Origin of the sequence: Kosakonia sp. YIM B13588, assembly GCF_042788165.1 — a bacterium.
Lineage (GTDB): Bacteria > Pseudomonadota > Gammaproteobacteria > Enterobacterales > Enterobacteriaceae > Kosakonia > Kosakonia sacchari.
Genome location: NZ_JBHZPO010000017.1, coordinates 1 through 12881, shown reverse-complemented (window position 1 = coordinate 12881; position 12881 = coordinate 1). Strand labels below are relative to the sequence as shown.

Sequence of the window (12881 nt, the reverse complement as noted above, 5' to 3'; positions counted from 1 at the left end):
CCGGTAAACTTCCGCCCTTATCACCGCATTTTGACTAGTCCATTAAAAGAAATCAGACCATGTTTGAAATTAACCCGGTAAAAAATCGTATTCAGGACCTCACGGAGCGCTCCGACGTTCTTAGGGGGTATCTTTGACTATGACGCCAAGAAAGAGCGTCTGGAAGAAGTAAACGCCGAGCTGGAACAGCCGGACGTGTGGAACGAACCTGAGCGCGCACAGGCGCTGGGCAAAGAGCGTTCCTCACTCGAAGCTATCGTTGATACGCTGGATCAAATGCGTCAGGGGCTGGAAGATGTCAGCGGCCTGCTGGATCTGGCGGTTGAAGCCGAAGACGAAGAAACCTTTAACGAAGCGGTCGCTGAACTGGATGTGCTGGAAGAGAAACTGGCGCAGCTGGAGTTTCGTCGCATGTTCTCTGGCGAGTACGACAGCGCCGACTGCTACCTGGATATTCAGGCCGGTTCCGGCGGCACCGAAGCGCAGGACTGGGCGAGCATGTTAACGCGCATGTATCTGCGTTGGGCGGAAGCGCGCGGCTTTAAAACCGAGATCATTGAAGAGTCCGAAGGTGAAGTGGCGGGCATCAAATCCGTCACTATCAAGATCATTGGTGACTACGCCTACGGCTGGCTGCGTACCGAGACCGGCGTTCATCGCCTGGTGCGTAAGAGCCCGTTCGATTCCGGCGGCCGTCGCCACACCTCGTTTAGCTCCGCGTTTGTCTACCCGGAAGTGGACGACGATATTGATATCGAAATCAACCCGGCGGACCTGCGCATTGACGTGTATCGCGCATCCGGCGCGGGCGGTCAGCACGTAAACCGTACGGAATCCGCGGTGCGTATTACCCACATTCCAACCGGGCTGGTCACGCAATGCCAGAACGACCGCTCCCAGCATAAGAACAAAGACCAGGCCATGAAGCAGATGAAAGCGAAGCTTTATGAACTGGAAATGCAGAAGAAAAATGCTGAGAAACAGGCGATGGAAGACACCAAGTCGGACATCGGTTGGGGCAGCCAGATCCGTTCTTATGTCCTGGATGATTCCCGCATTAAAGATCTGCGCACCGGGGTTGAAACCCGCAACACGCAGGCGGTGCTGGACGGCAGCCTGGATCAATTTATCGAAGCAAGTTTGAAAGCAGGGTTATGAGGAACCAACATGTCTGAACAACAAGCACAAGGCGCTGACGCGGCAGTCGATCTTAATAATGAACTGAAAACTCGTCGCGAGAAGCTGGCGCAACTGCGTGAGCAGGGCGTGGCGTTCCCGAACGATTTCCGTCGCGATCAAACCTCTGACAAGCTGCACGCACAATTCGATGCCAAAGAGAACGAAGAGCTGGAAGCGCTGGGCATCGAAGTTGCCGTTGCGGGCCGTATGATGACCCGCCGCATCATGGGTAAAGCCTCTTTCGTTACCTTGCAGGACGTGGGGGGCCGTATTCAGCTGTATGTCTCTCGTGACGATCTGGCGGAAGGCGTCTACAACGAGCAGTTTAAAAAATGGGATCTCGGCGATATCCTCGGCGCACGCGGCAAGCTGTTCAAGACCAAGACCGGTGAACTCTCTATCCACTGCAGCGAGCTGCGTCTGCTGACCAAAGCGCTGCGCCCGCTGCCGGACAAATTCCACGGTTTGCAGGATCAGGAAGCGCGCTATCGTCAGCGCTACCTGGATCTCATTTCGAATGATGAATCCCGCAACACTTTTAAAGTGCGTTCGCAGATCCTGGCCGGTATCCGCCAGTTCATGGTAGGCCGCGACTTTATGGAAGTGGAAACGCCAATGATGCAGGTGATCCCGGGCGGTGCCTCTGCGCGTCCGTTTATCACCCACCATAACGCGCTGGATCTCGACATGTACCTGCGTATCGCGCCGGAACTGTACCTCAAACGTCTGGTGGTTGGCGGCTTCGAGCGCGTGTTCGAAATCAACCGTAACTTCCGTAACGAAGGTATCTCCGTTCGCCATAACCCTGAGTTCACCATGATGGAACTCTATATGGCATACGCGGATTATAAAGATCTGATCGAGCTGACCGAATCGCTGTTCCGTACGCTTGCGCAGAACATTCTCGGCAAAACCGAAGTGCCGTACGGCGACGAAGTGTTTGATTTCGGCAAGCCGTTCGAAAAACTGACCATGCGCGAAGCGATCAAGAAATACCGTCCGGAAACCAACATGGCGGATCTGGATAACTTCGACAGCGCGAAGGCAATCGCCGAAAACATCGGTATCAAGGTTGAGAAGAGCTGGGGTCTGGGCCGCATCGTCACGGAGATCTTCGAAGAAGTGGCCGAAGCGCACTTGATCCAACCGACCTTCATTACCGAATACCCGGCGGAAGTTTCGCCGCTGGCGCGTCGTAACGATCAGAATCCGGAAATCACCGATCGCTTTGAGTTCTTCATTGGCGGACGTGAAATCGGTAACGGCTTTAGCGAGCTGAACGATGCAGAAGATCAGGCGCAGCGCTTCCAGGATCAGGTTGATGCGAAAGCCGCGGGCGACGACGAAGCGATGTTCTTCGACGAAGATTACGTGACCGCGCTGGAACATGGCTTACCGCCGACTGCCGGTCTGGGCATCGGTATCGACCGTATGGTGATGCTGTTCACCAACAGCCACACCATTCGTGATGTGATCCTGTTCCCGGCGATGCGTCCGGTGAAATAATCGCTCAGCGATAAAAAAAGCCCCGGCGTTTGTCGCGTCGGGGCTTTTTTATTGCGCTAGTTCTGCGGCAAAGTGTCGTAACTGTTGCTCTGCGCTTGCGGCTTCTGCCGCCATCCACGGGCTGAAAGCCCACGGCGCGGCGTTAAGCGCACGCAGCAATGCATCCAGTTCAACCCACTGATATTCCATTACTTCATCACTGTTTATTTTAAGCGGCGATACGATCTCTGCGGCAAAAACCGGGCAAATCTCATTTTCGACAATGCCTGAAGGATCGGTTTCGCGGTAGCGAAAACCCGGTGCGATGGCGGTGATAGCGGCGATCTCAACACCCACTTCGTAGCGGCAGCGGCGGACAATCGCCTGCTCAATGGTTTCACCCATTTGTGGATGACCGCAAACTGAGTTGGTCCAGACGCCGGGCCAGGCTTTTTTACTCATTGCGCGGCGGGTAACCAGACATTCGCCTGTCGGGCGAAAAAGCCAGGAGGAGAAAGCCAGATGCAGCGGTGTATGCGATGTGTGTGCGGCGTATTTTTCCTGCGTGCCGAGAACCTCTCCCTGGTCGCTAAGCAAAATAACGTGTTCTTGAATAACCATAACGACTCCCGAACATAACCACGCCGGGTGGCGCTATGCGTGACTTACCGGGAGAACGCGATCTCACGGATCTACCAGGCACAGCGCCACCGGGCAAACGCTAGTATATCCGAGGCTCAGGCAAAAAGAGTGGCCCAGAGAGCGGAAAAGGGCATCACCAGCACCAGACCGGGAAGCATGTTCGCCACCGGAAAGGGCTTGATATTACAAATTCGCAGCCCGGTCGCCACCATGATCAAACCACCCGCACAGGAGAAGTCGCCCATCATATCCGGGGTGATGATATGCAGGATAAAGATCGCGAGCGTAGCCAGCGCCACCTGGACGATGATCAGCGGAATACCGATAGTCATCACCGAGAAGCCGAGCATGGTGGCAAAAATCGCCGCCGTGAACAGATCCAGCACCGTCTTGATATACAAAATCGACGGATCGCCGGTCATGCCCTCATGCATGGCACCGAAAATCCCCGTGCCGCTGGCGCAAAACAGCACCAGAATGGCGACGAACTTCTCGGTGAATTCATCATGGGTAAGCCCCTGGACCGGCGGGAAAATACGGTTGATTAAACCGCGCGTGGTGCCGGCCGCTTTGCCGATCTGTTTTTCGAGGAAAAACGCTTCGCCGATCACCGCGCCGATCACCATCGCCAGCACCACGGCGGGCATAAATTTCACTTTAATAACGAGATTGATACCCAGACCAACGGAGCACAAACCAAATGTCAGCGGCAGCGCCACTTTCACGCGTTCGGGAATGCGCGTACCAACCAGTGAACCGAGCAGACCACCAACAATGACGGCGGCGCCGTTCACATAAGGACCGATTAACATAATGTTTCCTGCACGTTACGCGTGATGAGCGAGGTTTCTCTCGCCCCAGCGCGGGAGATTTTTCACATCAATACCAAACAGATCCAGCGCACGGCTGACGCTGTGGGTAATGATCTCATCAGTGGATTGCGGGCGCTGGTAGAGCGCTGGCACCGGCGGGAAAATAATCCCGCCCATTTCTGTCACCGCCTGCATATTGCGAATATGCCCGAGATTAAGCGGCGTTTCGCGCGCCAACAACACCAGACGGCGGCGCTCTTTGAGCACCACGTCGGCGGCGCGGGTTAGCAGGTTATCCGTCAGGCAGTTGGCGATAGATCCCAGCGTTCGCATGGAGCAGGGCGCAACCAGCATGCCCATGGTTTTATACGATCCGCTGGAAATGGCAGCACCAAGATTGCCGACAGGATGCACCACATCCGCAAGCGCCATCACCTCATCCAGCTGGTAATCCGTCTCCAGTGCACAGGTTTTTTCCGCCCCTTTCGAGACAACCAAATGGACTTCCAGTGGCTGCCCGCGCAAAAGCTCAAGTGCTTTCACGCCATACTGAAAACCGGAAGCGCCGCTGATGCCAACAATGATGCGTTGCAATGTGGTCACACCGGCCTCCTTATTCGAAATCTGGCAGGAAGCGTTTCACATCCACCGCTTTGAATTTCGAGCGTTCAAAGTGGCTTTTCAGATGGAACGGCACCGTACAGTCAAAGATGGTTTTGCAGGACATGCCCTGCTGCAAAATGCTCGGGCTGTATTCCGGCACCTGCGATGGATCGAGCGGGTGACAACGTACGCCGGGAATGGTGACGGTATCGACATCACCCTGATAACGGGTTTGCATCGCCCACAGCACATCGTCGCTGTCAAAAATGTCGACATCTTCATCAACCAGAATCACGTGTTTCAGTTCCGGGAACGCAGAGAACGCAAGCAGCGCGGCCTGGCGTTGACGGCCTTCATCAGCAGGCGAGAATTTTTTGAATTGCATCACTGCCAGCAGCTTGCCGCCGCCTGCTGAGTGCGCGAAGACGTTAAGCAATTTACCCGGCATGGCACGACCTACCATATCAAGGATGCTGGCTTCGGTTGGAATACCTGCCATGTTGACGTGTTCTTCGCCCGGCCCAACCGTGGTACGCCAGATCGGGTTATAGCGATGGGTTACCGCTTTCACTTTGATAACCGGTAGGGCTTCTTTGGCTTCGCCGGTGTAGCCAGGAAACTCAGGCATCGCTTTGCCGGTATCAGTGTTCTGATCTTCACGCAGACGCACGTGCGGCAGCAGTTCGCCTTCAATAACAATTTCCGCATGGGCAATGGCGCGTTCGTTGATGGTTTTACACTGCACCATTTCCACGGCGTGCCCGCGTAGCGCACCGGCAACGCTCAGTTCGTCATAACCCAGCGGCGTGGTCGGCGGCTCAAAACAGGCGGCAATTTCAATTGCCGGATCGACACCGATACTGATGGAGATCGGCAGCGGTTTCCCCGCGGTTTCCGCTTTCATGCGAAATGCGTCGATATGGCGACCCGGCGTTAGCCACATCGACAGTTCATCGCGGCTCTGCACGCACAGGCGGTGAATGGTGATATCGGATTCACGCGTTTCTGGATCAGAGGCGTAGCACAGCCCCATGGTGATGTACGGACCAGCATCTTCTTCGGTGTTTGTTGGCGCAGGTAGCAGTTTGCGCAGATCGAAATTCGCATCGCTTGCCAGATGCACCACTTCCTGGCACACCGCGTGGTCCTGGGTTAGCACCGGTGGAATCGGATTTTGTACCGAGTCTTTCAGCAGGTGGCCTAGTTTTTCCGGTGCGCAATTGAGGAAGTGGCTGACACGTTTGCGGGAACCGTTGAGGCCAATCGCGACGCTGATGTCCTGAAAACCTTTCACCTTGTTGAACACCATCACCGGACCGTTTTTCCGCGTCGGGCGCTGGCAGGTTCCGCCTGCGCCAACATAACGATAAACCCCGGAGAGCTCCGCGTGCGGATCAACCTCGGTGTCGGTTTCCACATATTCGCCGGGCAGTGTTTTGAGTAATTCAAGTGCAGAGCGTAAATCGGAAACGCCGCTGGCATTATTATTTTTGCTATTTGACATGGTCTTTTCCATTTTTAGAGGGGAATTTACTGATTGCCGTTACCTTATTTTTCCTGCGGTGATTAAACAAATACCGTTTTCCTGAGGCAGACCAGATCAAAAAAGTACTCTTTATAAGAATGTTAAATTGAGGTTGATAAATGGCATAAAACGTCGTGCTTTTCCTTTTTTACGCCAGGTGTGATACTGAGCGCTCAGGTACAGCGGAGATAAGCGGTATGGATTTGAAAAGATTGCGTTATTTTTGCCGTGTGGTGGAGCAGGGCTCCGTAAGCCAGGCGGCGAAAGTGCTGAATATGGCGCAGCCGCCGCTCAGTAAACGGATTCAGGAACTGGAAGAAGAGTTACAGGTTTCCTTATTTTTGCGGCAGGGAAATCGAATAGAACCCACCGAAGCCGGTTATTTTCTTTATCGTAAAGCCTGTGAAATATTACGTCAGGTTGAAGATACGTCGCGGGAAACTGTAGCAATTGCCAATAAAGAAAAATTCCAGCTAAGACTCGGCTTAACTCATCTTTTTCAATCCTATTTTAAACCGTTATTACTGGAGCTTTATAAGCGCCACCCCGACGCTGAAATTAATATATCCGTTACCGATTCCAGCCATTTAGAAACCATGCTCAATGAAGGCACGATCGATCTGGCGATGATCCAGCGGCCTTATCGCAGCGAAGGTTTCGATTATGTCTCTTTTGATCCGGTACGGCTGGTGGCGGTGATCAGTAAACAGTGCCTGGCGCAAGTCCCTGTCAGCCCGTTTGATTACCAGGCGCTGGCGGCGTTTCCACTGGTGCTGCTGCATCGGGCAAAAGACGCGGGTACTTACGAGATGCTGATCGATCTGTTTCGTAAAGCGGGCGGTAATCCGAAGGTGATTATGCATATTACCCAGCCGGGAGTGATCCTGGAGTGGCTGGAGTCTGGTCTGGCCGCGGCAACGCTGCTGCCGTCATCGGAAGTCGACGCCCGCAAACTCAGCCATTGCCATGTCGTGGATGTGTTTCCCTCACCGCAGGTATTTTACCCGGCGTTGGTGAAGATGCCCTCCACACCTTATTTGCCGGAGATAATGGAAATCATCGCGCAGGGTTACCCGATTGCGCACAAGTCAGTTTGAAGGGTTTAGCAACCGGCGAGTGGCTGGTATGATATGTCGCCATTTATTCTATTCGAGGATCTGTTTTGCGCGCAGGATGCCTGACGAAAAGCCCGTTTCGTATTGTCATTTGCCTGGCAATCAGTTTGCTGCTGGCGAGCTGCGCCGGAAGTAACTCTACTTATTCCGGCTCCGTTTATACGGTGAAGCGGGGCGATACGCTGTACCGCATATCCCGTATTACCGGCACCAGCGTAAAAGATCTGGCCAGCATGAACGGTATTTCGCCGCCGTACACCATTGAAGTGGGGCAGCGGCTGAAAGTGAATGGCGCGTCGAAAAACACCTCATCCTCGACAAAATCCGGCACTAAGACTGCAAAAGTGGTGCCTTCCTCGCAGGTTCCGCTCTCGTCGTGGCCGCCGGTAGGGCAGCGCTGCTGGCGCTGGCCGACAACCGGGAAAGTCATCATGGCCTATTCCACGTCTGACGGCGGGAACAAAGGCATTGATATTGCCGGTACACGCGGCCAACCGGTTTATGCCTCCGGCGCCGGGAAGGTGGTCTATGTTGGCAATCAGCTGCGCGGCTACGGTAACCTGATCATGATTAAGCACAGCGAAGAGTACATTACCGCTTACGCGCACAACGACACGCTGCTGGTCAACAACGGGCAGAGTGTGAAAGCGGGGCAGAAAATCGCCACCATGGGCAGCAGCGATGCGGATTCCGTGCGCTTGCACTTCCAGTTGCGCTATAAGGCAACGGCTATCGATCCGCTGCGTTATCTACCGCCTCAGGGCAGCCCGCCGAAATGCTAATGAGTAAAGCTAACAGGCGGCCGCCCGCCCTGTTAGCTTGTGTGTTGGTGTGGAATTAATTGTTTTGCGTATCCTGACCGCCGAAGATATTCGCGCGGCTGGTTGAGGATTTACCGTTGCTGTAGTCCGTATCCTGGCCGTCGAAAATGTTGGCCCGACTGCTCGAATGGGTACCGTCGCTGTAATCGGTGTCCTGGCCACCAAAGATGTTGGCTCTGCTGCTGGATGATTTACCGTCATTGGACGTCGTATCTTGCCCACCAAAAATATTGGCTCGGCTGGTTGTCGTTCTTCCGTCGCTGTAGTTAGTATCCTGCCCACCGAAAATATTGGCCCGGCTGCTGGAGGTTGTGCCTTCGTCATAGCGGCAATCCTGTCCACCAAAAATGTTGGATTGGCAACTATCCGCCAGTGCAGTATTCAACGAACCCGCCAAAATAATAAATCCCAAAACCAACGGCTTAGCGTTCATAGCGATTCTCTGAAATGAGTGGGAACAACGGGAGCTATGCTATGCCTGAAAGCGTAACGCGGGAGGTTATGTAGTCCTAATTTTCACGACAAAATAATGGTGCTACATCAGAGAAGATTAATTGCTTAAAACTCCAGCGGTTACCCGCAAACTCGCCTTGCTCTCACGCGCTAAGAGGTTATAATGCCTGTCGCATCTCAATGCGGGCGTAGTTCAATGGTAGAACGAGAGCTTCCCAAGCTCTATACGAGGGTTCGATTCCCTTCGCCCGCTCCAGAATTCTCTCCCCCCTTTCTTATAAAACACCGCCAAAAGTTGGTTTGCATGTGTTTGGCTATCAAAAAATACTAAGCAAAAGTTGTTTTTGATTGTTCTGACATTGAACAACGAACCACCAACCGGCATTCGGCTTGTATTGTCTAAATTCAGGAAGAAAGGGAAAGGCTGGGTTCCCCCAGCCTTTGGCGGTCATCTCACTTGTTTGAAGATGAGTAAGATCAGAGGCACACAAATAGCGAAACCCATAAGTGAGGCTAACGCCGAATCCTCGTGATTTTGCGATAGCTCCATAACAAACCAGGTCAACTGAGAGGGTGTAAAATCCCACCCCTGGCTTAATGTTTCTGAAAAGTTCACTGCGAATACAAGATCGAAGTAAAGCACGATAACGTAATATGCAGCGCAGATGAGCGCGATACTCGCCCACCTGACCCAATACTTCTTATTCATCATCGTACCTTTTTAAAGATAATTAAGATCAGCGGGACACAGATCGCAAAGCCAAAGAAGGCGACACTAAAAACGCCATCAGTGGCTTGCATGAGCGAGTCTATTGATGCTTTGTATTCTTTTAATGGGATTGGGCCATAAAACTGCATACTTTCTCGTTCACTGAATGCACTGTAAGCGAGTGTTGATGCTATCAGTGTAATAAAGTAGCAAAGTGATACTGCGACTATCCCGCCCCATCGAAGAATAGTTATCGTTAAATTACTCACCATATTCTCCGAGAATTCCACCAACATTCGCACCTGAGTATGGGGAAATCGAACCTATTGAAGACATTGTTTCTGCGGCGTAGCGTTTAGCTTTACCTTTGATTCCTTCTGGGGATACATATTGTCCGTTTATGTTCGGATACTGATTTTTAAACTCGTCAGTAACTTCAACAACTGCCATAGACTTTAGGTTTCGGCTTTTACCGAGAAGATGATTTTGTAATGATACTGGGATAGCAAAATACTCTTCTGCTTCAATAGGGAGCTGAGTGCTCTTTGAGTTGTAGCTTGTATCAAAGATCGTCGAGCCCGCTGCTTTTATGCCCGCTACTGTGTGGGTTGTGCAGTTTCTTCCTGTTACATCGTAGGAGTCAATTGAGTGACCTGTTCGATCTGTAACACTGTTTTCCTTTATCCCCACAGGCTTTGTCCCTTTTTCCCACAAATTTTCAAAGAAAGCGCGGGTTTTCGGTATGCTTGCGTCATTGATGTTAAAAACGCGGGCATTATTTTCGTAAAGTTCCTTTCTGTAGTACTCCCTGGCATCATCACCTTTCATAAAATCGAGAATGCCGTCACCTGTCGTTTCAATTGGCCCGCCAGTTCTTCCGTATCTGCCATAGGTGTAAAGGTATACAACGTTATTTTCATGCACGGAAACAAAAGCGTGCCCGGTTTCTGTGATTTCAGTCCAGATATAAACGCCATTCAATAGCGGGTTATCTTCTGGCTTACAGGTGTCAGCGAAGATACTTTCCTGGCGATCTGGTATTGGCCCCGGTAGTACAGGCACCTCGGTGAGGTGAGATAAATCGGTGTGTGTTACCGTCTCTTCGCCGCCAGGCTCATAATCAGAATCGAAAATTGACGGAACAAATTTTGATTTGCAGGGACAAGAGCTATAGCTATGCAGTGTTCCGGCAATCCTTTTGCCATGTATGTCGTCGTCAAGACCCCCACAGATACGGTAACGGCCTTCATGCTTGCCGCAAGTCACTTTATGCCCTTCACAGGCCATATCCTTATCAAAGTGTTGATGGTCACTCCATCCCTCGATGATGACACCGCCGCATACCGTCCTGTCATCTCTGAACAAATAATAACCTTTAGCTGCCATTAATGTTTACTCCCTGGCATGTTTATAAATCCCTGTGGAAAAGTATTGCCTTCACTGAATATCAAGGTGTTGCAGTACTGGGGGAGATTATTTCATCGCCCTTATTGAGCATACTGCCAACAAGTGCAGCGGATGAACCTTGCATAACTGCTTTACCTGCTCCGGAAATAATGATGGTTTCACTGCCTCAGCGTAAGCAATTTTATTTCCAACCCTTGCGATCTGATATCCTCCGGCGGTACTTCCTCCCTGCGAATGGCATCCCCGTTATTAGCAAGGTTTCCTGCTGTGGCAAGCTAAATAAAGGGCGGCTCATCTTCTGTCTGTTGAGTTCTTCAAGTTCCCTCCGTGTGCTGTTGTCGCAGAGGGATAAAAGTTCTTCACTGAATGGGGGCTGAGAAAAATATTGGCGAGTCTCTGGAGTAATCTCGTTACTGTATTGCTGTTCCATGCCTTAGTCCTTTAAATGATAACAGTCGAAATCGATGCAATGTTAATCGAGAATTAATTTAACTTAAGGTTGCTATTTATCATTTGGATATGGTGATTTTGCATAAATGTGAGCGGACTGGAAAATCACGTTGTTGGAACTCCACAGAATACGGCTCTCAGGGGGAATCTACCATGTGGCGAACCACTACCCGGCTCAGTTCGCATTCTACCGTTGGATGTAAAGCTGTATCCGTCTCGTTTGGGTATACTGTTTGCTGCCATCCATCAATTTTGGCGATGCTAATTTCTCTCATTCTGCCGCAACAGTGGCAGGCTGCGTGATGTAACTGAATATCCCAGCAAGATTTGAAATAACAGAATGAATCCGTTTAATCGGGTTATCCAGTTTCATCATGAGCTGTATAGCTTACGAAACTCTGATAAGTATTAGGTATGGGAAATAGCGGCTTGCATGATGTCACGCATGCCTGTTGATTTCTTGAGAGAGCCGTCTGCTCCAGAATTATCCTGACTTTCTTCCCTATCCCCCTGACACAGAATAACGATACAATTGCTGCCCACAGGCAAGGTATCTGTTATCGCGCCAGATTTTCCCGTCAGCTTTACTCATAGCTTGAGGTTATTTTCCTTCGCCCATTTTCTTAACCTGCCGCAGGCATTGGAGTAGGGTGACGATGTATTGAAAGAAATCATCCTTCCCATGGTCCATTTGCCATACCATGCTTTTCCATACAGGTCATCGTCTGACTGTTTATTGATAAATTCAACGATCTCGTTTTTCGCGTCCTGAAGTTGATTGATGAGTGAGCGTAAATTCACATCGCTATAGTCGCGATAAAATTTTTGGGCGAGCAGACCAAGCTGATTCCATTTATAACCCGTGTCCGGGAAGTCAATTGGTTTTCCCTCTTTATCAAAGCTTAACCATTTGATAACCAGTTTATTCCAGCCGAGTAAGTAAGCGACAAGATTGCAAACACTCATAACTGTGTCTTTTGCATGTCCTTCCATTGATGCATCTGATGCTAGCTCTGGCGGAATTGCTTCAAGATAACCTATTAATTTATTGAAATTTTGGTCAATTGCTAAAAGAAGTTCTGATTTGGTTTGAGGCACACTCATGAGAATTCCCTCTCCGCTTGTGGGTTTACTGGCTATTTTGGCAATGGAGAAGGGCTGGTGCGAACACTTTATAAAAAAGATGTGAGTCTAAACCTCTTTTCTCCGGGAGATGTGGCAACCACGACATTACAGGTTTCAATGCTGATTGTCTTATTGTTGGATATGTCTGTATTTTTTTTCGTTATTCCATAAGACAATACACTAATTAATATGGACGCTAAATACAAGTGCGCGATCGTGATTATGCAGCCCGGATAAAGCATTTCGATTTACCTGTTATTTTCATCCTAACCATTCAGATAACCGCTAATTGTGTCGCCCTGATAGCCAGTTGATGAATATTAAATAGAGGTCAGTTATTGTTCCATTATATTTCTCCCCTTTGAATTTGGTTTGTCACTCTCCTGTCGGGGAATTATTCTACAAACACGTATCCTGATTTTTATAGAGAATATGCTTACGTTAAATTCTGATTTTTAAATATCATCAGAATAGACATTTTGACCTGCTCCCCGTTGATTAATACACCACGATGTTAGTAATGTCTTCATAAGCCACATGAGGACATCCCCATGA

At 50.6% G+C, this 12881-nt stretch carries 13 protein-coding genes and 1 tRNA gene; 5 read left to right on the top strand and 9 right to left on the bottom strand.

The genetic code is table 11. The annotated features are described in order from the left end of the window. The first annotated feature begins 59 nt into the window (after window positions 1-59). Window positions 60-1158 (top strand): peptide chain release factor 2 gene (gene prfB / locus ACFX4U_RS21550; protein ID WP_305735075.1). Its coding sequence is split into 2 segments (ribosomal slippage): window positions 60-134 and window positions 136-1158, totalling 1098 coding nucleotides; the frame shifts between segments, so codons are not numbered across the junction. A gap of 9 nt (window positions 1159-1167) precedes the next feature. Next, entirely contained in the window at window positions 1168-2685 is a 1518-nt protein-coding gene (lysS, locus tag ACFX4U_RS21545) for a lysine--tRNA ligase (RefSeq protein WP_305735076.1), read from the top strand. Between the two features lie 48 nt (window positions 2686-2733). Here the strand turns inward: lysS and idi are convergent, their stop codons facing one another. The 4 genes from idi to ACFX4U_RS21525 all read right to left on the bottom strand — a co-directional run bounded on the left by idi (window position 2734) and on the right by ACFX4U_RS21525 (window position 6225). Beyond that, a complete protein-coding gene (gene idi / locus ACFX4U_RS21540; RefSeq protein WP_313507367.1) occupies window positions 2734-3285 on the bottom strand; it encodes an isopentenyl-diphosphate Delta-isomerase in 552 nt (183 codons plus the stop codon). A 116-nt stretch (window positions 3286-3401) separates the two neighbouring features. Then, on the bottom strand, window positions 3402-4118 hold the full coding sequence (locus ACFX4U_RS21535; protein ID WP_313507368.1) for a DUF554 domain-containing protein: 717 nt from the start codon (window positions 4116-4118) through the stop codon (window positions 3402-3404). Between the two features lie 15 nt (window positions 4119-4133). Next, window positions 4134-4721, bottom strand: coding sequence for a UbiX family flavin prenyltransferase (locus ACFX4U_RS21530; RefSeq protein ID WP_313507369.1), 588 nt, complete (start codon window positions 4719-4721; stop codon window positions 4134-4136). Between the two features lie 10 nt (window positions 4722-4731). Further along, a complete protein-coding gene (locus tag ACFX4U_RS21525) occupies window positions 4732-6225 on the bottom strand; it encodes a UbiD family decarboxylase (protein WP_313507370.1) in 1494 nt (497 codons plus the stop codon). A 218-nt stretch (window positions 6226-6443) separates the two neighbouring features. On the opposite strand from ACFX4U_RS21525, the gene ACFX4U_RS21520 reads away from it, so the two are divergent. Both ACFX4U_RS21520 and actS read left to right on the top strand, forming a co-directional pair. Continuing rightward, a complete protein-coding gene (locus ACFX4U_RS21520; RefSeq protein ID WP_313507371.1) occupies window positions 6444-7343 on the top strand; it encodes a LysR family transcriptional regulator in 900 nt (299 codons plus the stop codon). Between the two features lie 65 nt (window positions 7344-7408). Further along, on the top strand, window positions 7409-8143 hold the full coding sequence (gene actS, locus ACFX4U_RS21515) for an amidase activator ActS (RefSeq protein ID WP_313507373.1): 735 nt from the start codon (window positions 7409-7411) through the stop codon (window positions 8141-8143). A 55-nt stretch (window positions 8144-8198) separates the two neighbouring features. Here the strand turns inward: actS and ACFX4U_RS21510 are convergent, their stop codons facing one another. Next, on the bottom strand, window positions 8199-8615 hold the full coding sequence (locus ACFX4U_RS21510) for a hypothetical protein (protein ID WP_313507375.1): 417 nt from the start codon (window positions 8613-8615) through the stop codon (window positions 8199-8201). Between the two features lie 202 nt (window positions 8616-8817). Between ACFX4U_RS21510 and ACFX4U_RS21505 the strand changes: the two genes are divergently transcribed. Further along, window positions 8818-8891 (top strand) — tRNA-Gly (locus ACFX4U_RS21505). 192 nt (window positions 8892-9083) lie between these two features. Here ACFX4U_RS21505 and ACFX4U_RS21500 read toward each other — a convergent pair. The 4 genes from ACFX4U_RS21500 to ACFX4U_RS21485 form a co-directional block, all read right to left on the bottom strand. Further along, the gene (locus ACFX4U_RS21500) at window positions 9084-9347 is read right to left on the bottom strand and encodes a hypothetical protein (protein WP_313507376.1); all 264 of its coding nucleotides are present in this window, start codon (window positions 9345-9347) and stop codon (window positions 9084-9086) included. A 258-nt stretch (window positions 9348-9605) separates the two neighbouring features. After that, window positions 9606-10730 carry a PAAR domain-containing protein gene (locus tag ACFX4U_RS21495; protein ID WP_313507378.1) on the bottom strand — a complete coding sequence of 375 codons (1125 nt, stop codon included), beginning with the start codon at window positions 10728-10730 and terminating at the stop codon, window positions 9606-9608. Between the two features lie 202 nt (window positions 10731-10932). Next, window positions 10933-11181 (bottom strand): hypothetical protein, encoded by a 249-nt coding sequence (locus ACFX4U_RS21490; RefSeq protein WP_313507379.1) that lies wholly within the window; start codon window positions 11179-11181, stop codon window positions 10933-10935. A gap of 608 nt (window positions 11182-11789) precedes the next feature. Further along, window positions 11790-12305: a ClbS/DfsB family four-helix bundle protein gene (locus ACFX4U_RS21485; protein ID WP_313507380.1), complete on the bottom strand. Its 516-nt coding sequence runs from the start codon at window positions 12303-12305 to the stop codon at window positions 11790-11792. Window positions 12306-12881: the final 576 nt, after the last annotated feature.